Annotated in this window: 27 protein-coding genes; 2 read left to right on the forward strand and 25 right to left on the reverse strand. The window is 45.5% G+C overall.

Annotated features, from left to right (window positions below; genetic code table 11):
- Window positions 1–131: 131 nt before the first annotated feature.
- Together CHH60_RS06810 and CHH60_RS06815 are read right to left on the reverse strand one after the other, a co-directional pair.
- Window positions 132–1,172 carry a LacI family DNA-binding transcriptional regulator gene (locus tag CHH60_RS06810; RefSeq protein WP_095358504.1) on the reverse strand — a complete coding sequence of 347 codons (1,041 nt, stop codon included), beginning with the start codon at window positions 1,170–1,172 and terminating at the stop codon, window positions 132–134.
- 181 nt (window positions 1,173–1,353) lie between these two features.
- Window positions 1,354–2,301 carry a DMT family transporter gene (locus tag CHH60_RS06815; RefSeq protein ID WP_255247849.1) on the reverse strand — a complete coding sequence of 316 codons (948 nt, stop codon included), beginning with the start codon at window positions 2,299–2,301 and terminating at the stop codon, window positions 1,354–1,356.
- A 163-nt stretch (window positions 2,302–2,464) separates the two neighbouring features.
- On the opposite strand from CHH60_RS06815, the gene CHH60_RS06820 reads away from it, so the two are divergent.
- Entirely contained in the window at window positions 2,465–3,340 is an 876-nt protein-coding gene (locus CHH60_RS06820; RefSeq protein WP_095358505.1) for a LysR family transcriptional regulator, read from the forward strand.
- A gap of 81 nt (window positions 3,341–3,421) precedes the next feature.
- Here CHH60_RS06820 and CHH60_RS06825 read toward each other — a convergent pair whose 3' ends face one another.
- From CHH60_RS06825 to CHH60_RS06855, 7 genes are all read right to left on the reverse strand, one after another.
- The gene (locus tag CHH60_RS06825) at window positions 3,422–3,625 is read right to left on the reverse strand and encodes a hypothetical protein (protein ID WP_095358506.1); all 204 of its coding nucleotides are present in this window, start codon (window positions 3,623–3,625) and stop codon (window positions 3,422–3,424) included.
- A gap of 42 nt (window positions 3,626–3,667) precedes the next feature.
- Entirely contained in the window at window positions 3,668–4,150 is a 483-nt protein-coding gene (locus CHH60_RS06830) for a tetratricopeptide repeat protein (RefSeq protein ID WP_095358507.1), read from the reverse strand.
- A gap of 139 nt (window positions 4,151–4,289) precedes the next feature.
- The gene (gene cyoE, locus CHH60_RS06835; RefSeq protein WP_095358508.1) at window positions 4,290–5,147 is read right to left on the reverse strand and encodes a heme o synthase; all 858 of its coding nucleotides are present in this window, start codon (window positions 5,145–5,147) and stop codon (window positions 4,290–4,292) included.
- A 151-nt stretch (window positions 5,148–5,298) separates the two neighbouring features.
- Complete coding sequence (locus CHH60_RS06840; protein WP_095358509.1) at window positions 5,299–5,865, reverse strand: hypothetical protein; 567 nt, start codon at window positions 5,863–5,865, stop codon at window positions 5,299–5,301.
- A gap of 198 nt (window positions 5,866–6,063) precedes the next feature.
- Entirely contained in the window at window positions 6,064–6,408 is a 345-nt protein-coding gene (locus CHH60_RS06845) for a DUF3243 domain-containing protein (RefSeq protein WP_095287616.1), read from the reverse strand.
- A 91-nt stretch (window positions 6,409–6,499) separates the two neighbouring features.
- Entirely contained in the window at window positions 6,500–7,045 is a 546-nt protein-coding gene (locus tag CHH60_RS06850) for an MFS transporter (RefSeq protein WP_095358510.1), read from the reverse strand.
- Window positions 7,042–8,487 (reverse strand): FAD-binding oxidoreductase, encoded by a 1,446-nt coding sequence (locus CHH60_RS06855; RefSeq protein WP_255247850.1) that lies wholly within the window; start codon window positions 8,485–8,487, stop codon window positions 7,042–7,044. Before CHH60_RS06855 ends, CHH60_RS06850 begins: the two co-directional genes overlap by 4 nt.
- Window positions 8,488–8,612: 125 nt before the next feature.
- Between CHH60_RS06855 and CHH60_RS06860 the strand changes: the two genes are divergently transcribed.
- Window positions 8,613–8,804 (forward strand): hypothetical protein, encoded by a 192-nt coding sequence (locus tag CHH60_RS06860; RefSeq protein ID WP_095358511.1) that lies wholly within the window; start codon window positions 8,613–8,615, stop codon window positions 8,802–8,804.
- Window positions 8,805–8,910: 106 nt separating this feature from the next.
- Here CHH60_RS06860 and CHH60_RS06865 read toward each other — a convergent pair whose 3' ends face one another.
- From CHH60_RS06865 to CHH60_RS06940, 16 genes are all read right to left on the reverse strand, one after another.
- A complete protein-coding gene (locus CHH60_RS06865; RefSeq protein WP_095358512.1) occupies window positions 8,911–9,840 on the reverse strand; it encodes an NAD(P)/FAD-dependent oxidoreductase in 930 nt (309 codons plus the stop codon).
- A 188-nt stretch (window positions 9,841–10,028) separates the two neighbouring features.
- The gene (locus CHH60_RS06870) at window positions 10,029–11,660 is read right to left on the reverse strand and encodes an S-layer homology domain-containing protein (protein WP_255247851.1); all 1,632 of its coding nucleotides are present in this window, start codon (window positions 11,658–11,660) and stop codon (window positions 10,029–10,031) included.
- Window positions 11,661–11,764: 104 nt separating this feature from the next.
- Entirely contained in the window at window positions 11,765–12,367 is a 603-nt protein-coding gene (locus CHH60_RS06875) for a nitroreductase family protein (RefSeq protein WP_095287620.1), read from the reverse strand.
- 124 nt (window positions 12,368–12,491) lie between these two features.
- Entirely contained in the window at window positions 12,492–12,740 is a 249-nt protein-coding gene (locus CHH60_RS06880) for a hypothetical protein (protein WP_095358514.1), read from the reverse strand.
- Between the two features lie 117 nt (window positions 12,741–12,857).
- The gene (locus CHH60_RS06885) at window positions 12,858–13,613 is read right to left on the reverse strand and encodes an acyl-[acyl-carrier-protein] thioesterase (RefSeq protein ID WP_095358515.1); all 756 of its coding nucleotides are present in this window, start codon (window positions 13,611–13,613) and stop codon (window positions 12,858–12,860) included.
- Window positions 13,614–13,679: 66 nt separating this feature from the next.
- Complete coding sequence (locus CHH60_RS06890) at window positions 13,680–14,537, reverse strand: AraC family transcriptional regulator (protein WP_095358516.1); 858 nt, start codon at window positions 14,535–14,537, stop codon at window positions 13,680–13,682.
- Window positions 14,538–14,640: 103 nt separating this feature from the next.
- Entirely contained in the window at window positions 14,641–15,189 is a 549-nt protein-coding gene (locus CHH60_RS06895) for a glutathione peroxidase (protein WP_095358517.1), read from the reverse strand.
- Window positions 15,190–15,314: 125 nt separating this feature from the next.
- A complete protein-coding gene (locus tag CHH60_RS06900) occupies window positions 15,315–15,950 on the reverse strand; it encodes a hypothetical protein (protein WP_095358518.1) in 636 nt (211 codons plus the stop codon).
- A 108-nt stretch (window positions 15,951–16,058) separates the two neighbouring features.
- Window positions 16,059–16,712, reverse strand: a complete 654-nt coding sequence (locus CHH60_RS06905; RefSeq protein ID WP_176475999.1) for a GntR family transcriptional regulator — start codon at window positions 16,710–16,712, stop codon at window positions 16,059–16,061.
- Between the two features lie 158 nt (window positions 16,713–16,870).
- Window positions 16,871–17,875: a tyrosine-protein phosphatase gene (locus tag CHH60_RS06910; protein WP_095358520.1), complete on the reverse strand. Its 1,005-nt coding sequence runs from the start codon at window positions 17,873–17,875 to the stop codon at window positions 16,871–16,873.
- A 47-nt stretch (window positions 17,876–17,922) separates the two neighbouring features.
- Window positions 17,923–18,762: a phosphonate ABC transporter, permease protein PhnE gene (gene phnE, locus CHH60_RS06915; protein ID WP_095358521.1), complete on the reverse strand. Its 840-nt coding sequence runs from the start codon at window positions 18,760–18,762 to the stop codon at window positions 17,923–17,925.
- The gene (gene phnE / locus CHH60_RS06920) at window positions 18,759–19,550 is read right to left on the reverse strand and encodes a phosphonate ABC transporter, permease protein PhnE (protein WP_095287629.1); all 792 of its coding nucleotides are present in this window, start codon (window positions 19,548–19,550) and stop codon (window positions 18,759–18,761) included. Before phnE (CHH60_RS06920) ends, phnE (CHH60_RS06915) begins: the two co-directional genes overlap by 4 nt.
- 1 nt (window position 19,551) lies before the next feature.
- The gene (gene phnC, locus CHH60_RS06925) at window positions 19,552–20,319 is read right to left on the reverse strand and encodes a phosphonate ABC transporter ATP-binding protein (RefSeq protein ID WP_095358522.1); all 768 of its coding nucleotides are present in this window, start codon (window positions 20,317–20,319) and stop codon (window positions 19,552–19,554) included.
- A gap of 31 nt (window positions 20,320–20,350) precedes the next feature.
- On the reverse strand, window positions 20,351–21,271 hold the full coding sequence (locus tag CHH60_RS06930) for a phosphate/phosphite/phosphonate ABC transporter substrate-binding protein (RefSeq protein WP_246058076.1): 921 nt from the start codon (window positions 21,269–21,271) through the stop codon (window positions 20,351–20,353).
- Between the two features lie 404 nt (window positions 21,272–21,675).
- Window positions 21,676–22,221 (reverse strand): GNAT family N-acetyltransferase, encoded by a 546-nt coding sequence (locus CHH60_RS06935; RefSeq protein WP_095358523.1) that lies wholly within the window; start codon window positions 22,219–22,221, stop codon window positions 21,676–21,678.
- A gap of 51 nt (window positions 22,222–22,272) precedes the next feature.
- On the reverse strand, window positions 22,273–22,767 hold the full coding sequence (locus CHH60_RS06940) for a hypothetical protein (RefSeq protein ID WP_095358524.1): 495 nt from the start codon (window positions 22,765–22,767) through the stop codon (window positions 22,273–22,275).
- Between the last annotated feature and the right edge of the window lie 14 nt (window positions 22,768–22,781).

The following is a 22,781-nucleotide window of genomic DNA, read 5'->3' on the forward strand; positions in this document are numbered from 1 at the left end:
AACTTACAAAACAAAATTAACATGATAACACACTTAACGTCAATCCGTTTTTCTCAAATAACAAAATAGGAAAACAAAAAAAAGACATGAGCCGTTCATCGCTCATGTCTTCTTCTCTATTCGCTAAGCATTTATTCACCTTGATCTTGCTCACGAATGGCGTTGTACTCATCCCGGACAACCAAATCGGAATAGATCAACTTGCGCTCATACGGCTCATGGGGGTGATCCATACGCCATAATAATTGATCCACAGCCCTAATGCCGAGGTTTTCCTTGTTGATATGAACCGTGGCCAGAATAGGCTCATCTACACTCGTATTATCAAAACCTGTCACCGCACAGCGCTCAGGCACTGCAATGCCTCGACTCTGTAAGGCACGCAGGACAATTACTGCCGTATGATCATTGGTACAGACGATGACTTCTGGAATATCTTCTAACGGCATTTCGGTTATTGCCTTCTGAATGAGCTTGAGATCCGGTCCCAGCAAGTCAGCATGCTGCATTGTTGATAGCTGCATTTCTTCAAGCACCGTTCGGTATCCTAACCAACGCTCTCTGAAGCTTGCTGCATCAGGAAGCTGGCCGGCAAACTGGAATCGTCTGTACCCCTTGCTTACGAGCATCAGCACCAGTTCTTTCATACATTTGATATTATCCGTAAATACGGTATCCCCGTGAATGGCCGGGTCTTCATGATCCACCATCACGAGCGATATTTGAAGTCTATAAATCTCAAGCAGTATAGGGGTGGAGATGAATCCCACGGTTATAATGCCGCTAATTGCTTCAGGATTAAGTACCGAGAACATCCGGTCCGAAGATGGTTCGGTTAATGTTAATATATCCATCCCCTGTTCGTTAAGGCGGGCAGAAATACCGTCAAATACAGGCCCCCAGTACAGTGAGGATCGATTTTGGGAACGAATATTGGGAAACAAAATGAGAATCGTGCCTGACTGCACTGGCTTGCTGCTGCGTACAGGCTGTGGCTCAACAGGATATCGCTTGGTTTCTGTTTTGAAATACCCCAGTTGACCTGCCGTTCTCACAATCATTTCCCTGGTTTGTTCACTCACCCCTGGTTTTCCCGTCAAAGCACGCGAGACTGCGAATTTTGACACCCCCGCAGCATCGGCAATTTGCTGCATGGTCACCTTTTTGCCCATATTACTCACTCACCCGTTCTCCCTTAATTTACATTTAGTGTAGCATAAAAAACATAATCCAACAAAACAAGTTATAATTTTGTTTGTTTTGTTAGCCAACATAGATTGCAATTTATACCAAAAAAGAGTTCGTCCACTCTTCTAGAAAGAGATGTTCGAACTCTTTTGTCTTATGCCGATTTTATATTCCGGAAGCTCCCTGCTCCCCTAGGTCTGCAGGCAATGTCCTCCGCTTCCTGCGCCAAAACCTGACGTCCAATGTTCTAATTTCTGTTATTAATACACCCAGCAGCATCAATGCGGCTCCCGTATATCCTTGAGGCGTTAATGTCTCTCCCTGGAAACTAAAAGCAAAGGCTGCCGCAAACAGCGGTTCAAGAGAGAAAATGAGACTGGTCCGGGTAGGCGATGCATGACGCTGAGCCAGTGTCTGGAGGATATATCCAATACCACTGCACAGTACCCCAAGTCCGAGAATAGCCACCCACGATTCCGGGCTATCCGGCAACCGCGGACTCTCGAACAGGAAAGTGGCCCCGATTCCCCAGAGTGCTGCAACCCCCAACTGAATGGTACCAAGCGTTAAGGGATCATGTTTCGGAATATACCTGCCAGCAATCATAATATAAATTGCATACGTTAGAGCAGCCAAAATACACAGGATATCACCGGTATGCAGGCTAAGCTCATGCTGGAGTGTGAGCAGACCAAGTCCGGCAACAGCCACAATAATGCTAATCATCAGCCTTGTATTCGGCATGCGTCTATGTAAGATGGTGCTTAGGATCGGCACAAAGATTACGGCCAAACTAATCAGAAATCCTGCCTGCGAAGTCGTTGTCCGCTGTACTCCATAAGTAATCAGCACAAAAGCTGCAAATAATGCAGTACCCATGATGGTACCTGCCCCAAGTGTTTTCAGATCCATTCGGAACAGTCTCCGGTGGAAAATGACCGCTGCGGCAATAAAAGCGATACTGAAGCGGAATGCGACCAGATTGAGTTCTTGCATGGACTCCAGACCTGACTTCATGAATAAATAGGAGGAACCCCAAATAACCGTTGCGAGCAGCATCTGCAGATCTGCTCTTCTTGAAACATTGACTTGTTTTCCAATGACTCTGCCCACTCTGCTTCAACCTTCATTCTATGTATTGTTCTATGCTGAGTCCGTACCAATTAACTCGCCTTGGCAAGTATAAACGATCTCTTTCCATTATAAAAATGAATATTTATAATAGTATTTATGAAATGAATTCATGCATTACTCACCGGAAGGAACGGATTGAATTATGTCATTGGTCAAGTATGAAATTTTGAATGCCGTTGTAGAATACGGAAGTCTTACCAAAGCTGCGGATGCCCTGAATATTACTCAGTCTGCTATCAGTCATGCCATTGCCAGTCTGGAGTCGGATTGTGGATTTACATTATTGAATCGAGGCCGAACAGGTGTGAAGGTTACCGCTGAAGGGGAACGGATTCTTGGTTATACGCGTGAAATTTTGCGTTGGAATGAGCTCATGAACCAGGAGATATCCCTGATTCGCGGAGCTGAGGTCGGTACAGTGCGCATTGGAACATTTGCCAGCGTCTCGACCCAATGGCTGCCTGGAATACTGAAGCAATTCCGCTTGCGGCATCCGGGTATAGAGATCAAACTGTGGGAGGGTGACTATGCTGAAATCGAAGCCTGGCTGGCTGGTGGGGCTATTGATCTCGGCTTTTTATCCCTTGGAGAATCCATGTCTTATGAGAACATCCCATTGCAAAAAGACAGGATGATGTGCATCCTGCCTCTAGGTCATCCACTTGCAGATGAAACTTCTGTATCATTTGAATTACTCCTGGAGCAGCCTTTTATCCTGCCCCGCTGGGGTGGTGACAATGAGATTGAACGTTTGATTCGACAGCACGCCGCCAAGCTGAATGTAGTATATGAAGTTGCTGAAGATCAGGCCATCATGGCCATGGTTCGAAACGGACTCGGAATCAGTCTCCTGCCAGAAATGGTATTACAAGGTCATACGAATGAACTGGCACTTGTACCACTCAGCGGCGACCCTTATCGTACCATTGGGCTAGCCTGCCCATCTCTTGCCAATCTGTCCCCGGCCACCCGCCGTTTTATTGAAGCTGTACAAGAATGGCTGGCGCATACCCCTTAGTCTGAAGGTAGGATTCAAGATAAGCTCCAGAGTACAAGCTACATTTCTTCATTAAGTGGGGAGCAAACCTCCCCCTTTATCTTAGTTCACGTTACTTACAAATTGTATAACACCGATGCATATCATGAGTATAAAGAGGATCGCCAACACAACAGCAAAGCCAATCAAAAATCGTGTAGCGGGTGAACGCCGGTTTCCCTGAAGATGAACTGCCAAATGATCCAGCTTCTGCTCAAGCCGATCCATTCTTTCGTTCATCTGTTCCAGTTCTTCATTGGAGCTCATGATATCATCCCCTCTTAGTACTACTAAATAAAAAAATCAGTATTACTCCCAGATGCGATCTAATTGATCCGAATAAAAGCGGATTGCCTTATGATAATCTTGTATGCCTTGATCCGAAGATGTATCCGCTAGCTGAACCAGCAGTCGTTTCATGGCTTCCGCATGCTCCCCGGTATTGTAGAGTACCATGGCATAGAAGACTTCAAATTCCCGCTGTTCCGGATATTCTTCCATTCCCGTTTCCAACCACTTCTTAGCCTGCTCATACTGACCCAGGGTCCGATATGTACTGCCGAGACCCAGAATGGCTCCTGCTCTGTCTTCCCCCTTTAATCCCTGGCTTAGCGCTGTTTCATAATATGGTACGGCTTCGCGTTCCAATCCAAGTGAATCATGTGCCCAGGCCAATTGATACCATACGTTTGCATTGCCCGGTTCCTTCTCCGCCATGGTATGTAATAACTCGATCGCTTCCTGCGTCTTGCCTTCCTGTCTTAACCGTATTGCCTGCTCTAGTTGACTCATATCTCTACACCCTTTTTCCCTAAAATTATCCACTTCAATATGACTCATCTGTTAATTATAACAAAAAAACACCTCTGGTCCTTAATGAAGACAATCAGCTTGTCCACACATTGTTCCATAAGGCGTTCGTTTTGATGGGTTACCTCCAGGTCGTATTCACAACCATCAAGATAAAAATAAGCATTAAATAGTTAACCGAAATCAAAAAGTTGATTTTGGCCCATTTCTCATCATCCTGCGTCTTCAACCCGCTAAGGGTATGGATGAACCAGACCACACTGCTTAGCAGCGACACGATCAGAAAAATAAGTCCAACGTAATTGTAGTAGTACAACAAAAATACAGCAGGGAGCAGCAGGAACACATAAGGCACCATTTGAAACTTGGTCCGTGTAATCCCCTTCACAACAGGCAAAAGCGGAAACCCCGCTGCACGATATTCCTCAACCCGCCGGATCCCGAGCGACCAGAAGTGTGGCGGCTGCCATAGAAATAACAGTGCAAACAGCAACCATGCTCCCATATCAATCTGATTGGTCACCGCACAATAACCAATTACCGGTGGCATCGCCCCGGCTATGCCGCCAAGAGAAGTACTCCAGGTAGAGCTGCGCTTCAGCCACATCGTATAGATCACGATATATGCAAACCATCCAAGAAGCGAAAGCCAGCCTGACAGCGGATTCACCCAAACGTATAACACGGCGAAACCGGCAACACCCAGAATAATACCGTACCATAACACAAAGGCGGGACGAAGATGGTTGATATACTCGATGCGTTTTTTGGTCCGCTCCATCTTCTGATCAAGTTCTCGATCCCAGTAATTGTTGATGACACATGCCGAGGCGATAACCAGAGTTGATCCAATAATAACAAGCAGCAGGGATAACCACGAGATATCCCATTTTGAAGCGACCCAGAATCCTACCGCAACCGCAAATACATTAAGCCGCAGAAGTCTGGGCTTCGTTAATGCAATCATGTCTTTAAGCATGAGAAGCCTCCTGAACTATGTAAAAACACCATTCCAATAATGATACATGTACCTACAATGAATTACAATCTTCTTTAACATTTTGTCATAATCAAAAAAGCATCCCTCACCGTTCTGACGAACAGGAGGAATGCTAACTAAGCTCATAATGTTATGGGATATATTGCTGAACCATTTTTGTAACCTTACCATCCTGCACAGTAAGGTGATAAGGGAATACGGACAGATCCACGATGTTTTTGTTGTCGTACAAGGATTCAAATTTGCTGAGAGCAATCGATTCATTCCACTGAATGTCTGTTCCTTTAACCGTTCCATCGCGATCATACAGCTGCATCAGCACTTCGGCATTGCTGCTGACTTCAATCTTGTCCTGCTCCTTGCTGTCGTTGATAATATAGTATCCATCCGGAGCTCCATCTATACCCGAATCAGGGTTGCGCTGCTCGAAGACTTTATCCGCTTCTTCTCCCTGATACCATCCGATTCTATCCACGATCAAATAAAGTTTGCCATTCTCCTGCTGAAGCTCATCCACATAGGCTGTATACATTTCGGAATTGGCTGCCTGAGCTTCTTTTGCGGAAGCCTGTGAGGAACCGACACTTTCCTCGGCATTCGCCGGTGTAAGCAAATATGTAGTAAGCACGATGATACCAAGCAACAGTGCAGCAGTACCAAGTATTTTTAATTTCCATTGTTTCGCCGCGTTCTTCATAGGCAGCATCTCTCCTTATATGAACGTTACTATTTCCTTAACCGGAAGGGTTTGGCTTCAAACGGTCATGTGAAAAATCATTTCAACTTTTACTAAAATCATCATACTTGTTTACAATCATTTAAAAGTATCAGCGAGATGAAAAATAGTTACAATAAAAAGAACCTTGAATGCCTCGCATCCAAGGTTCTCTTGCTTTTAATGAGTGTGCTGTGCAAGACGGACCAGCATATGAGCCAGCATATGTCGTTCCTCTTCCTTACCCACATTCCATAGCTCCTGCAGCAATTTCTCTTCACGGTTACGCGGCTCTTCTTTGGCTGCCAGATAATCGGCTACCTTCTCGGCAATTTTCGCCATCTGCTCTTCACCCAGGCCAATGGATTCTCCCATAGCAATCCGTTTACCCAAATACTCTTTAAATGCATCGAAGTTTTGCAGAATCTGTTCTCTTTCCTCAGGTGCAATTTTATCGATTGCATTCTCAACCTTCTCCGTTGCCACTTGACCATCTTTATGAATTACATGATTACTCTCATTCATTTTATATTCCTCCTTGAGCGTAATGATTTGGCTTGTCATCTATAATATAAACGTCTCGCTGGAGTTTAATCAGGCTATTTCTATACTTCATTTAACAACGGTTTGTTGCATCATTTGACCGCCATATGGATATACTTCCCCAAACATACAACAAGGCACTTAGATAAAACAAAACATCAATCGTAAGCCAATCGATCAGCAGTCCGCCGATAATTACGGCAAATCCTGATGCTGCCGACGTCCAAAAATGATAATTGCCAACCGGCTTGCCCCGTTTACCTGGCTCCGTATAGTCTGCAAGCAGCACCCGTTCACTCATTCGCTGCATGGCATTGCAGAGCCCCATGATTACCTGCAGCAGCAATACCCATATGTAGCTTGTAATCCACGGAAAAGCAATCATTGCTCCAGCCATGCCCAGCGAACTCATCATAAGCCACCGTTTTGCATACATGTCCAGCCGAGGGGCCAGCCACTGCGATGCAGCCGCTGAACTGATTGTAAAAACAGCAAAGGCAAGTCCATATTTGGAGAAGCTGTTCCCGAGGTTTTTAAGAAACAACAAATAATAAGGATAAATCATACCCGAAGCAAGGGTAACCATGCTCTGTGAACGGACCAACCACTTCATATTCATTTACCGTTCCCTCCGTATTGCTCCATAAAATAGTTCATAAATACATGCTCTGGATCGTACTGTTCCTTCGCTGCAAAGAAAACGTCCTTGTGAGCGTAGGCCTGATCAAATTGATCTGCTGTGGCATATGCCTCATAAGGCAAATAATAGGTCCCTTTGAAGCGAATCACAGAATCTATGATCTTCTGCAAACTAGCCTTAAACTTACTCTGTTCTTCTTCTGACAGCGAGGCATGGAACAGGCATACCAGACCAAACATGTCCTGTGTCGCATAGGATAGAACGGCTTCATCGTCTTGCGGCACATAACGAACGGTTATGTTCAGCAGATCCAGTTTCTCATGGGAAACGATCTGCCCCATCTCCTTAACGAAAGCAGGAAAAGCATCCATAGGGATAAAATACTCCTGCAGCAAGTCGTTAGTGCCGGGCTGATGATATTCCATAAACGCCGATGGAGAAGCCATCGCATTATTCCGGCTGATCCTCTTTCCGTTCTGTGAATCGAAATAGCGCTGCTGCAGTTCCCAAAACCACTCTCTGCCCCAAACCGTTCCGCGATTAAGGTTGAATAGAATCTTGGCAGGCAGCACGCCAGGTTCGCGTACAGACATTTTATTATAATCCTGAAGCGAGGCCCCCGTATCTATCGCATAATTAAGAGCATACATATCGCTAAAATACCCTTCACCCGGCTGAAGTGAGATGCGGGCCAGATGCATCCGCATGTCCGGATCGCCTAGTACATTTTTACGGAAATACGTTGGGTACGCTGCGGCCTGAATTCGGTCTACGCTAAGTTGATATAATTCATCGTCCGTTAGCGTCAGCGTCACATCCAGAATCAGGCCAAAGAGTCCATATCCGCCTAAAACCAACGGAAATAATTCCGAATTGGATGAACGGCTCACTTCCCGAATCTGCCCATCTGCAGTCAGGAGACGAAAGGACTCCACGCTCTGAATCAGAGATCCGTTGCGAAGCTCCCTCCCGTGGGCATTCACACTAATCGAACCTCCGACCGTAAAGATATTTTGAGACTGCATATTTTTGAGCGAAAGGCCATACGGATTGATTGCTCGCTGCACGTCCGCCCATGTCGCTCCGGCCTGAACGGTTATCCTTTTGGCTTCCGGCTGAATGTCCAGTATACGGTTATAAGAAGTCATATCAATAATGATGCCGTCTCGGTAATAGGTATGTCCGCCCTGACTATGACGTTGTCCTGCTATTGACACAGTCAGATGATTCTCCCTTGCATCCTTTAGCAGCTCTACAAGCTGCTGTTCCTGATGACCCTGCACGACTCGTTCCACTTTTACCGGGTGTAGGCGACTGTAGTCTGTAATGAGATATGGATTCTGATCTTCTCCACCCGTTCTCCAATACGTCCAAAAACATAAAACAAGGAGCAGCAGGAGTACACTCATTTTTTTGAACACATAACTACCTCCTTCAACCCAAAACGTTTCAAACCCATTCCAGCGGTTAATCGTTTACATATACATTACAACGTTTGGAGATGTTAAGGAACACCCTAGACCTGATTGATAAGGAGGATATACGTATGAGTGAAATTAAAAAAGAAAAGAAAAACAAAGATCTTGAGCCAGGTGTCAATACTGTCCTTCATCCTGATCCCAACAATCCTGGCCCGACAGACATGATTGAGGATGCGATTGGAGATATCGTGGACAATATTTCTGGACATCCCAAAGACAAGTCGGCAGCAACCCACCAAAATAAATCAAACGAATAGATTCTCCACCTATTTGCAGCTCAATCAAAAAGTCCTTCAACCTAAACAGGCTGAAGGACTTTTCGTATGTCTATGAAAGGAAAACCTGGTCGCACCGTGCTTTTGTCTACAACTGCTTCACTTTATTTTCCTTTTTGATCTTCTGTAACTCTTTGTGAATCCAGATGGCCGCTATGGAGCCTTCGCCCATCGCTACCGTAGCTTGCTCCGCATGAAGTCCCAAATCCCCTGCAATCCAAACATTCGGGGCAGCCTGCAAACTGCGATGATCCGCTTCAACATGCTTATTATCAGCGATAACCGCTCCAAGCTGCTCTGCAAGCTCGAAGTGCACCCGGTTGCCACCAAAAGCAATAAATCCGCGTTCTGATTCATAGATATGCCCATCTTCGGTCAGTACACCTGTAATATATCCGTCCTCTGTCTGTTGTACTTCCTGAACCGCAGCTTCAAGATAACGTACGCCCGCCTCCTTCATGCTTCGGTGAAGCTCAGCAGAGATTGGTTTCTGTTCATGGTTGATATACAAAAGATCATTGGTACGCTCGATCAGAATCATGGCCATATTGGCACCAGCTTCTCCTGATCCCAGCAATATGGTGCGACGATCCTGAATTTCATATCCATCACAGTCCGGGCATACGTAAACTGATCTGCCCAGTGTTGGCCTGAGTCCCGGAATCGCGGGGAAACGGTCACTAAGCCCGGTTGCCAGCAGCACAGTCCTTGCTGAATATAAGGTGCCAGAGGAACCCGTTAATTGAATCTGTTCTCCCACTCGTTCTGCTTTAACAATACGATCCTTTTCAAATGTAACTCCAGTCTTCTCGGCTTGCATTCTGCCTTTGGATCTTAATTCTTCACCTGATACACCCTCTGGAAATCCCAAAATATTATGATAGGTTCGGCACAGGGTTGACCTGCCTTCTCCAGCATCCACCACCAGCACCTGATGCGAACTGTAACGTCCCAGCTGAATGGCAGCTTGAAGTCCTGCGAGTCCGCCACCTACAATGATGCAATCATATTCTCGCAACCTTCATCTCCTCCAGTCCATCCTTTTGTCTTGGTATATGTAGATCGCTTCCGATCCTTCTATACATTAAACCGCTCAATCAGACTCAAACGTCCTAGCTCTAGCTTGTACAAAAAATAAATAACCCAAACCGTCCGCATGGTTCACGGTCCGATTTGGGTCTCTTATTCCTTACATTAGATTTAAAATTAAAATAAATATGATTCAAAACGGGAAGCGTTGGAGATGGCATCCCAGACATCTGCGGTTTCCCCGCCCATATACCAATAAGCCAGCCCCGCTATCTTCCGGTCTGTACTCATTCTAACTTTGGCAGTTAAGGAGCGGCTCTCCTCTGCCCAGATGTATCTTGCCAAGCCGTTACTCGAATAACCAATAACATATTGCTCCAGACTTGCATTCCACTGTCTCACAGAGCCCGCAGCATGTGCCCGTGTCCCCTGCTCCGCAAGGGTAATATCCCATGAACCTGTTGCCGGGCTAGCCGATGACCAGTCTCTGGTGTAGAGCGGAAGCGCCAAAATAACTTTGGCACGCACAACGTCCGTAAGCATGGTATCCAGGGCATTTTCAACCCAAGGAAGTGAGGCAACCGACCCGGCAATAGGGTCTCCATTCCAATGTTCCTCATATCCCATAAGAACCATATAATCGGAGACCGCACCAAGCTTGGCATAATCGAATGCGTCGGTCCAGTCCGTACCCAGATCAGGAGACACATCCACCGACACAACAGCACCAATCGGTTGCAGCGAAGCAGCAAGTGACGTCACAAAAGCAGTCATGCCTGCCCGATCTTCTGGCAACACGTTTTCAAAATCCACATTAATACCATCCAATTGGTATTTCTTCACATAAGCAGTAACCTGAGTGACGACCGACGTCCTATTGGCTGAACTGGATAACATCTGGTGGGTCATCGCAGCATCGGAACGGTTGCCAAGCAAAGGCCAAACTTCCCGATTGGTTGACGATGCCCATGTGAGCAGCGCAGAGTCTGTATGGTCTGTAATCTGCATGCTGCTGTTCAAAAAGAACCACCGGGGAACCAGTGTATTTACCTCGGATTGTTCAACCTGCTTCTTGAATTCTGCTGTAGTGGAGTTATACTGCCAGCCCAGTTGTATTCCCAAGGAATCAGCATTCCCAAGCTGCTGCGACCATTCTTTCTTTTGTAAAATGGCATCCAGCATCACGGCAGCTTCCTCGCGAGTCACCTGATCCTGCGGTCGGAATAAACCATCACTACCACGCATCAGGCCGAGCTGATATACCTTCTGTACATAAGGCTTCGCCCATACCGAAATATTAGAAGCATCAACGTAAGTCGTAGACAAGAGTCCTGTAGAACCGGACGTCTGTTTCAGCATTCTCACGAGCAGAGCAGCCGCCTCTTCTCTCGTTATGGATGCGTTAGGTTGAAACGTTCCCTGCCCTTTTCCCTCCAAAATGGAAAGATTGGTCATTGCAGAGACATTGCCATAATACCATGCCGTGGTACGGGTATCATTGTAGGGACTAATATTATTTTTAACAGGTTTCAAACCGAGCAATCGAACTGCAAAAGTCGCAAATTCAGCTCGTGTCACAGCCTTCTTGGGTTCGAACCTGGTTTCTGACGTTCCGGCAGCAATACCCTCGTTCACCAAATGATTTATCGCATCTTTCGCATAACTGGTGCTAATATCCTGGAACTGCTGTTTTGCCGCTGCTGCTCCCACCGAGATGGGGAAGACTGGTACCAGTCCAAGTATACATAGAGCAACGAACAAGACTGCTGCCACTCTTCGACCAGCATGTTTCTTTATTCTATTGTTCACATCAAAAAGCCTCGCTTCATTGGAGTACGATCTTACATCATCGTATCAAATTGAAGCGAGGCCGTATGTGTTTAAATGTTGGAAATCTGCTTAAAGCTTAATACTTATTTGTGTACTTTAACACGCTCTTCAATCGGTTGGAATTCTTTCTCGCCTGGAGTTGCTGTTGGCTTACCAAATGGCATTTGAGCGATCAGTCTCCAGTGTTCTGGAATATTCCATTCTTGTTTCACTTTCTCATCAATCAGTGGGTTGTAGTGCTGCAGGGAAGCTCCAAGACCTTCCTGCTCGAGTGCTGTCCAGATCACGAGCTGCAGCATGCCGTTGGATTGATTAGCCCAGATCGGGAAATTATCCGCATAGGCTGCAAAGTTCTGTTGAAGTTGTGCAATGACATTGTTGTCTTCGAAGAACAATACTGTACCGTATCCGCTGCGGAATCCGGCCATTTTCTCGGCTGTGGATTTGAAGGCTTCTGCATCCCCAACCACTTCACGCAAGATTTCTTCAGTGTGGTTCCACAGTTTATCATGTTGTTCACCAAGCAAAACCACTGCACGGGAAGTTTGTGAGTTAAAAGAAGTTGGCGTATACTTTACGGCTTCCTCAACGATTTCTTGAATTTTCGCATCCGAGATCGTGGATTCCTTGCTGATTCCGTAATAGGATCTTCTGTTTTTCAAAGCGTCAAAGAAAGATTTAGACATAACGATTCGCCTCCACATTGGTTTAATATCAAGATTTTTTAAACTAACATTAGTAACTATAATATAGTAACATACATTAGTCAACAAACTATTTTAATCTCACTAAATATGCAAATATGCAAAATCAATCTTTGTCCGTCTCCCGATAATCCGCACGGTATTTCTCTTCAGTCGAAGAGTTGCTCTTGGTCTGATCCTTATTTTTCTCTTCTTGCTGTTCCATATTCAGATCCTCCAAGGGGATGGGGTCCACGGTCTGCTCTTCTTCATACTGGTCAAGCAAACTTTCCTTCTCCGTCGGGAATTGTTCGGGATTATCGTGCCCGTGTTCCTTATTCGATTCTTTATTTTGACCGGGAATTTGATTTTTCATTCTTAAACGCCTCCTCTGGTTTCATTACCCTTTCTTTACCTTTTCTGCCTGTCTTCTAAACACAGCAAAAAGACCACCCCCAAGATTTGGGTGGCCTTTAATCTCAATATTAAATAGTTAAGCAACGACCTCTTCAAGGCTTAACTTTGCTTCAAAAATGATATTCTGTGCATCTGCTCCTGATCGTCCGCGAATCCAGATTACCCCATCCATCGCTTCTGTCCGTTCCACGACCAGTTCTTCCTGCATTCGAATTTCCCTGTGATATGATATCTGCATGTGTGTCAGACGAGCCGCAAGTTCTTCAGCAGTAAGTGCGTCACAGCACACATCGGCATATCTCGCATTATTCATATGACCGTTGCTGTCGGTGCTGCTGTATCGAACAATCAGGCGATAGTCTTCCTGTGGCTCCAATCCTGTAGGAAGAATCACTTTCTCCGGGGGTCCACCCAGCGATAATTCGGGATGTGACTTCACTTCAAAAGGCAGTGCTGCTGGTCTGAGGAGCTTTCGTTTCTCCAGATCGACAAGTGCCCAGGAAGTCCGTGCCTCCGCCATATGATTCCCCTCTGTATCGGTAAGAACATAATCCCTCAGCCACATGACTCCTTTGTTGCCTCTATGCCAGGTCTGGAGACTGACTTCTTCCTCCAATCGAGCTTGACGGAATATGGTCAAATCCGTCGTGATTAACATCCAGCCCAGCCCCTGATCCAGCATTTCCGATACGGTAATACCCATCCGTGCCAGATCGCGGTCTGCTGCAAGCTGCATATGTTCCAGCAATGCGGAAGGCCGGTATAATGACTTATAGTCTGATTCGGATGATCCGATTCGGTACTGAAATGCATAAGGTAATTCCGTTGTCATTCGTTAAAACCTCCTTCGGTTCGCACTAATTGTGCCTGTTGTTAAGGTAATATCTTGCCGTATCCATCACTGGGTCTTATGTAAGCGAGTACGATATAGGTCAGGTGCACAGCCCACGTTTTGTTTGAATATGCGGCTGAAATGTGACAAACGCTTAAACCCTGACAACCTACTTGCCTCAGTAACCGAAATATCAGGTTGAAACTGAAATAACAGTTTGGCCTGATTGATACGGCGGTCATACAAATATTTAAATATGGTGCTGCCTGTCATTTCCTTGAACAACCCCGCCAGGTAAGGCTTGGATAAATGAAGCTCGTTCGCCAGATCATCCAAACCGATATCCTGCATATAATGCGTATCTACATAACCCATAATGTGCTGGACATGACGCTCCTTATCCGATGAAGGGCGATGATCCACCACGATACCATGGCAAATGCCAGCCACAAAATATAACAGGTCGCACAAACGTACTGTCATTCGTTCCTGTCTGAACTCGCCTGAATTGTTCGATAGCTGATCCAGGTTCAGCAGCAGGGATTCAAATTCCGTACGGATGTCACCCGTCAGATTAATTCGGCAGTTTCGCAGCTCATCAAAAGGCATAAGTACCTCGCTGATTCGATCGGGATGAAGGCTGCTGCGAATAAGTGATGGATCAAAGTGCAGTGTTGTGCGTTCATATAAGCCGCCAGGTACCGGATGAGCCCGATGAAGCGTCATTCCATGCATTAGAATCAGGTCTCCTGGTTCCAGGCTGTACACACGGTCGCCTATAATATAGGTACACTCTCCGGCATGAAAATAATAGACCTCATAGTGCGGATGAGAATGAAATCCGTCTGACGGCCCGCTGAAAAAAGTACGTGTTGAACGATAACTGTATTCCAGCGGTGCATTAAACTGATGCATACGTGTCATTTTGAGCGCCCCCTATGGGAGAGGTTTTCTTATCTAGCATAGAAGCCATGAACGTACCGCTGTTCACGGTTCAACTCATGGCCTCTTCAAAATATCTCTATAATTACAACAGCTGCTCAATGCTAGCCTGAACTTCATCCATGGAATCCACAGGTTCGAAGCGTTTGATTACTTGCCCTTCGGCATTGATCAGAAACTTCGTGAAGTTCCACTTGATTGCATCACCGTGCAGCCATTCAGGTGCCTTATCCGCGACCATTAACTTCAGCAGCTTGGCTTGCACATCGGACTCGTCAAACCCGGCGAAAGGTCCCGATTTTTTCAGAAAGTCATACAGGGGATGTGCCGTGTCGCCATTTACGTCCATTTTGGAGAACATGGGGAATTTCACTCCATAATTAATCTGGCAGAACGAAGCGGCTTCTTCACTGCTTCCGGGCTCCTGCTCAGCAAATTGATTGCATGGAAAACCGATAACCTGAAGGCCTTGATCCTTATACTTATCGTACAGCTTCTGGATATCATCGAACTGATGCGTATATTTGCATTTACTTGCCGTATTCACAATCAGCACGGGCTTTCCTTCATATTGATAGAGCGGGAATCGTTCTCCGCTAGTTTTGGTAACTGTAAAATCGTAGATTGTTGCCATAAATTGGTGCACCTCGTTGTTATGTAGTATGTAGAATGATACGTGTCCTCTATTATATACGAAATGGTCTCTGCTGTATTAAAAATGTATGGACATCATCATTTCAGTGCATCAAATCGGGCAGACTATCTCAATGGATAGATCAGTTGAATCGGTTCTTTGATTAGCGCCTCTTGGAACAGGTAATTATGATCCGCTCCTACAATACACAGAATTCGCTTATCCGGATTCGAATCACATGTATTTTTCACCCGTTGAATCATGATTTGATTACGCACGACCCAGCGAATGTTATGAGCCGTTGGATTGATCTGGTTTAACCATTCATATTTCAGACGGGTCATCTCATCAAAATCCACCGAATTGAAGGGTATATCTCCAGCTGCATGTGTACTCATTTGTTTGAAAAACCATTCATCGTCTTTTTTCTCCAGCTCTTTACGTTCCACTTCAGAGTACCCGCCAAATGGATCGAAATTATTCCAAACATCTAGTTCAAACCAGTCAATGGGTACAAATTCAATGTGTTTCTCCTCACATAATGGAAAAATGAGCTCCCAATATTCGCTTGCCGGCTCTCCCCAATATCCCTTATTGTTGTGGTCCTTCATGTATTTCTGCCAGCTTAACGGATGTACTTCTCCGCAAATGATATCCGGCTCAAATTCAGTTATAAGAGATTCGTATAGGGCGAGTGAACAATTATATTTTTCTCTCAATTCCGGATTATGAATGGTTCCGAGTATACCTGCAACAGTCATTTTCCTCACCTTCCTCTATCAAAATAAGCTGCCCGTTGAGGCAGCGTTTTTTAGTTCTAAAGCATTTGTCATGTGAAAATAACTCAATACATTTTCATAGAAAAAAAGTTAAAACTGACCTGTAGCAAGCATACGCTCTCTGGTAATAGGAATGAGAGATAACACAACCTCTTGAGCTGCGTTATAATCATTGTTGGATAAGGCGTGCAGCGTGTCTCGATTAATCCCGATCGCACTGTAGTGTTTGATATGTGGAGTTCGCTTGAAGCGGACGATGGAATACATGTAGAGTTTATCCCGAAAGGAATCAAATGTGTTCAGCATGACGCCATTATTCAAGGATTCAACGATCTCCCGCATGAAAAGAAAATGATGCTCGGTGTATAAAGGATAATCATTCCTTTTCTCGGCGGTTCGCTGAACCTCCACATGAGCTGCAAGCGAATCCAGATTTAAATAGATCTCTCGGTTCGGGTTTTTCATCATTTCGAAACAGTAAAAAAGCATAGATTGAATCTGTTCGATCAGATCGAGAAATTCCTTCCCGCCTAAATCCTTAACCAATACTCCGCGATTTTTGAGAGCTGTTACATAACCTTCTGATTCAAGACGAGCAATGGCATGGCGAATCGGTGTACGGCTCATCTGGTACTCCTCCGCCAATTCGTTCTCGGATAGCAGGGTTTCGGGCATCAATTCTCCGCAAACCATTCGCTCACGCAGCATCATATATGCTGTATCGACAAGCGATATTTTGTTCATATCATAATCCCTTTCTCCCATTGATGAGGACTTCATTTGAAATTTAACGTCATCTACACATTTCACCCTATATTACCAGTCTTAGAAGAAGTTACGCAACCAGACGGAGGCAAGAAGGAGTCCGAGCACTGTATTCTAGTGTCTGGACTCCATTTTTTTTAAACCAGGTATTTGTTTTGAAGAGCTATCCTTTGCTCTGAGGTAATGCCTAGTCCCCCTGAAAGATACTGCTCGAAAGACCCGTAGTTCTCATCGATTGCTTCGAGTGCAGCCTGGATGAAGGCCGCTTTCATCATTTCCGGAATCGCTCCCTGTAGTTCAGGCATTTGATCCATATATTTCTGATAGTCCTTGTTGTTTCCGGATAGGAAACGCTGCATGAGTCCGTCCACCGCCAGATTCGTTAGCTCGTAGTCTTCAATAACGACTTCTCGCGGCACACCCAGGGTGAGAAGAATCAAGGCACATACAACCCCGGTTCGGTCTTTACCAGCGGCACAGTGGAATAAGGAAGTATCCCGCTCTTCTTTTAATAGTTCATTTAGGATAAGTGCACATTTCTCCGTATTTAAAATCATGGCTTTGTAGCCTGCATGCAGATCATGTCCGATCTTCTGCATTTCCTCCGGACTTGCTTCTGCCATAAAGGGAATATTCGTGTTGATCGCATGGCCAATGGCCGGGCTTGGACGGCTGGCTACTTCAAAATCGCTGCGCAGATCACAAATCCAATCAATGCCTAGCGCAGCTGCCGTTTGCAGGTCCTGCTCACTAAGCTCATGCAGATCAGCAGATCGCAGCAGCATACCCCAACGGGTCGTACGACCATCTTCTGTAAGGTAACCACCCATATCCCGGAAATTAATTACGCCATCCGTGTAGATCATACGGTCGTTAATGGTAGATATCGACCCATTCGTAAACTTCACATGATAATAGTTACGGCCAGGAGAAACCATTCTCGTAAATACCGCTCCTGCCGGGTCAATCTGTATATCAAGCAGCGTGCTGCTCGATTCAATAAATTCCGGACTCACAGAATGGTAAACTGCCTCCACCTCCATGGACTCTGCCATATTCCAGGCTAATGCTATCCCGTTATTCTCGCTATACTTAGCTTGAACCTGAGGGCCTTGTTTTAAAAGTGAATTAGATGTTGACATTGTGCTTCCTCCTCAAAATGATACTCATTATTATGAATTTAAATGAATTAGTTCTGACGTGTTTTTAGCTTCATTTTGTATCGGTTTGCCACAAACTCCACGCTGAATACCATGGCGAAAACGACCAATCCTACAAATAAAGCCGCTGCAAAGTTATAGGATTTCATGGCATGAGTCATCTCATATCCAATACCTCCTGCGCCAACCGCACCAAGAATTGTGGATTCGGCAATGCCGCCTTCCAGCTGCAGCACGCACCAGGCGATAAAGGCTGTCTTCACTATAGGCAAAATACCCTGCATGACAATCTGCAGCCAGCTGGCACCCGTAGACTGCATCGCTTCGAGTACACCCTTGTCGATTTCCTCCAGTGACTGGGCAAATACTTTGATAAGCATACCTGCGGCTGAGACAGCAATCGCAAGCACTCCGGGAAGCGGTCCAAGACCCACTGACACGATAAAAATGAGAGCCCACACGATGGTGGGAATCGCACGAAGCAATGAAGCAGCACTTCGAATGATCCAGGCAACGAACGGATGAGGCGTCAAATTGCTTGCAGCCAAAAAGGAGAGAAAGAACGCTACGACAATCCCCAGCACCGATCCAAGAATGGCAACTTGCAATGATTCTACAGCCGCGAGCAGGACATGGCGCCAGGCCGAGAAATCAGGTGGAAACATAGTTCCCATATAACCGCCGAGTTTCGTAAAGCCTTGGGCAATCTTGGCATAGTCGAACTGCAGCTGGACGAGACTGAATACAAAAAGCACAGCAATAAGCGGCAGACCGATCACTAACAGCTTGTTCTTCTTCGGCTTGGGTGGCTCTGGAATGGAAGTATACAGCGTAAAAGATGGCTTCACTTCGTTCATTTGCATACTCATATGATTCGCTCCCTTACGCGATTGGTGATCGTTTCCACAACAAGAACGATAACGAGCACAAGCAGCACGGCCATGCTGGCTTCCTGATACTGAAACAACTTCAGCTTGGATTGCAGGATAAAGCCGAGGCCACCGCCTCCAACCATACCTACAATCGTGGATGCGCGTACGTTGATTTCGAAGTTGTACAAGCTCCAGCCGATAAACCCGGGAAGGAACTGTGGAAATACGGCTTGGGACAATACTTGAAAATAACTTCCGCCGGCAGCACGAACCGCTTCTACCTGCCCCATGTCAATCTCTTCAAGCACCTCGGCAAAGGAACGCGTCAGCATACCGATCGAAATCAGGATCAGCGACATCGTACCGACTACAGCCCCCAGTCCAAAGGCTGCAACAAGCAGTATCGTCCAGATAATTACGGGAATGTTACGAAACAGCGATGTAGCTGCACGAACAAATACCTGAAGGTAAGGATGTGGGCTTGTCGTAGCCGCGGCTAAAAAGGATAACATTCCTGCTACAACCGACCCGATGACCATCGCTACCACGCTCATATACAGGGTCTGCAGAGCAGGTTCAATGAGTTGGGAAAGCGAAGAAAGATCAGGTGGAAGAAAATCGAAAAAGATAAATCGGAAGCTCTCTCCTATCCCTGCGAATAAAGCTCCTAATGAAAACTCTGCGCCGATGGAAGACCAGATGATGAGAGCCAGCAGCACAATAACAAACAATATCGTCTGCGTGCGTTTCATTTTTCGGGCAGATTGCAACTGAGCCGCATTCATGTCAGGCTGTCTCCTTCACTTTGGGATTGGTCTGGTTGTAAATGAGCCGGATCATATCTTCCGTCAGTTCTTCAGGTGTTCCGTCAAAGACCTTGGATCCTTTGTGAATACCGATGATGCGGGTTGCATATTTCTTCGCAATATCCACCTGATGGAGATTGCACAGACAGGCAATACCTTCCTCTTTGCAGATCGTATACAAGTAATGCATGATCGTCTCCGAGGAAGCAGGGTCGAGACTCGCTATCGGTTCATCGGCCAGTATCAAATCCGGCTTCTGCGAAAGTGCACGTGCAATGCCGACTCTCTGCTGCTGTCCTCCACTGAGCTCATCTGCTCTTTTATACATCTGTTCATGCAAACCAACACGGTGAAGCATGACCTTGGCTGCCTCTGTATCTCCTTTGGAATATAGACCCAGTGCGCCTTTGAGCGGATTCATGTAGCCTAATCGTCCATGCAGCACGTTATTCAGAACAGATACGCGAGTGACCAGGTTATATCCCTGAAAAATCATACCCATATGGCGTCGAAGTTCACGGAGCTTTTTCCCCTTGATGCCCATGGTTTCACTGCCTTTAAACTGAATCTTTCCGTTTGTCGGCTCGATCATTCGGTTCAGGCTTCGCAGCAAGGTGCTCTTCCCGGCGCCGCTCGGTCCAATGACGACAACGAACTCTCCGGCATTAATCGTCAGGTTCAAGTTATCAAGCGCTTTGGTTCCGTCGGAATATACCTTGGACAACCCTTCCACCTGTAAAAGTGTCATATTATTTCCTCCTTATCTTTCAAGTTTAATTCTATTTCTTCAGCAGTTCCTCTGGGGACATATCAAGTGCTTTGGCGACTTCCCGGATTGGATCAAAATCACTGTCACTGCCTTCTACAAAACGGGCTGCGCCTACGCTTTCGAGGAATTTAGGGTTTTTCGTATCATAGTCCAGCATGAGCTCACGCAGCTGTGTAACCAATTCTTCTGGCAAGTCTTGACGGTAAAGCAGTGGAGCCCCACCGACGATCGGATCCGATTCGGCAATCACGCGGAAATCTTCCTCTTTAATAAGTCCTGATTCAGCCATCATCGGCACCATGAGACTTGACGTACCAATCGCATCCGCATTGCCGTTTGCCAGTGCAAGCAGTGATTTGTCATGTCCACCGGAGAACGCTACACTACCGAAAAAGGAATCCAGCTCCTTATTGGAAAGACCCAGCTCTTTCATCAATGTGGCACGTGGGTACAAATTGCCGGAGGTTGATGCCGGATCAGCAAACAAAAAATCTTTTCCTTTAAGGTCCTGTACACTTTGATATGGAGAGTCATTACGAACGAGGATGACCGTATTCGATTGTTGATCACTTTCAGAACGGACAAGCAGCTTGGCATTGGCTCGTTCCGTAGCGATGATGTAACCAAACGGCCCGATCAGTCCAATTTCGATTTTGCCTGCACGCAGGGCTTCGATAACCATGTTATAATCTTCAGCTACAAAAATTTCAGCAGGGATACCGGTTGCTTCTGTAATATCTGTTGCTAGCTGTTCCTGGGAACGGTTCATCTCGCCCTCTTCACTTGGCATAATACCGATTCGGATGACTTCGGGCATTCCACCTTCACTGGAGCTTGAGCTAGCCGAGGCCCCGCATCCCGACAGGATGACAAGCATAAATACAAGCGAGAGGATCAAGCTTTGATAACTTTTGCGTTTACTATTTTTCACAATGTATACCCTCCTGAAATGTGGTTGATTCCATACCGATATTTCTCTGGTACACAAGTAGGATACAAGTTGAATGTAAGAAGAATGATTTGGTAAATCACCAAATTTGTAAAACATTCAAGGGGATTAGTAGTCATAAAATTGAATAAACATACTAAATTATGGGATAAACCACTATCTTCAGGGAGAATATTTGTTTATTTCTGAATGGAAGGAGAAGTGTTGATTTACTCATATAGGAGGGATAGATTTACGTTTTCGAAAACCAAAAAAGAAGCAGAAAATGAACGGATACTCCATGTACCGTCAATGTCTGCTCGTTCATTTTAATGATGTGGAAATAAAGCTGTGAAGGTTCTCTCTGCTATTTTACAATCCTGAGAAATCCTAAGCTGCGTTTATTCCTATTCTCTTTTTACAATTCCATAATAGATCAGACTTTCGTATTGGCCCTCTTTCTTCACATGATCCATGAGGACACCTTCCTGGGTCATACCTACCTTTTGAAGAACTTTTCCAGACGCCGGATTCGAAGCAAAGTGTCGTCCATATACTTTATGAAACCTCTTCACATGAAAGGCAAAGTGCAACATCGCTTGTGAAGCTTCTGTCGCATAACCCTTTCCCCAATACGCCTCACCGGTCCAATAAGCAATTTCGCCAAGATCATACCGATGATCACAAGATAAGGCTATCGCTCCGTATAGTGTTCCTGTTGCCCTATCGCAAATCGCAAATTCATAGTGTTTCTCTTTCTCAAAATTCTGTCGGTGATGCTGAATCCAGGATAATGCACAATCCAATGTATAAGGGTAAGGTAACGTAAGCGTGCTTTTATAAATATTGTAGTTGTTACACAGCTCAGTGACAGCGGCAGCATCGGATTCCTCGAACAATCTCAGACACAGCCGCTCCGTAGTCAAAGTTTGTTGAGTGTCATCATACTGCATGAGGGCCCTTCCTTTCCATTGATGCTTAGCTATTGATTCTCTTCACAACAATTATGAATGGATTAACTCCAATTTTTTGTTATCCGTTAAGATGATCAGTTTATGATGGTATGGTTGCAATCTTTTTTCAAACTCCACTCGATTTCTCTCAAAATCCCTTGTCCATTTGTACATCATTTTTAACATCTGTACATCAGATGTGTAATGACTCTTTTCAATTCCTAGATTTTGTTTGATAAATCGCAAAAAGATTCTCGTTTTTCTTTTCCACATGGGTGTATCCAAAAAAATAATGGTATCTGCCATGTCCCATAAGCATCGGTAAGATGCCCGATCCGTTCCTTCGAATATCCATGCTTCGAGACGGTCAATGTCCTGAATCACCGCAATTTGCTCATCCGGTGTACGTTTACTTCTTCCATGCGGTGTCTCATGGTGAACGATCGTATCCAGCTCATACCACGGTATATTTATCTTTTGAGAAATTTCCTTAGCCAATGTTGTTTTGCCACTCGCCACAATACCCAGGATTAGAATCTTTTTCATTTAAATCTCTCCTA

It is taken from the genome of Paenibacillus sp. 7523-1, from assembly GCF_002276415.1.
GTDB classification, from domain to species: Bacteria; Bacillota; Bacilli; order Paenibacillales; family Paenibacillaceae; genus Paenibacillus; species Paenibacillus illinoisensis_A.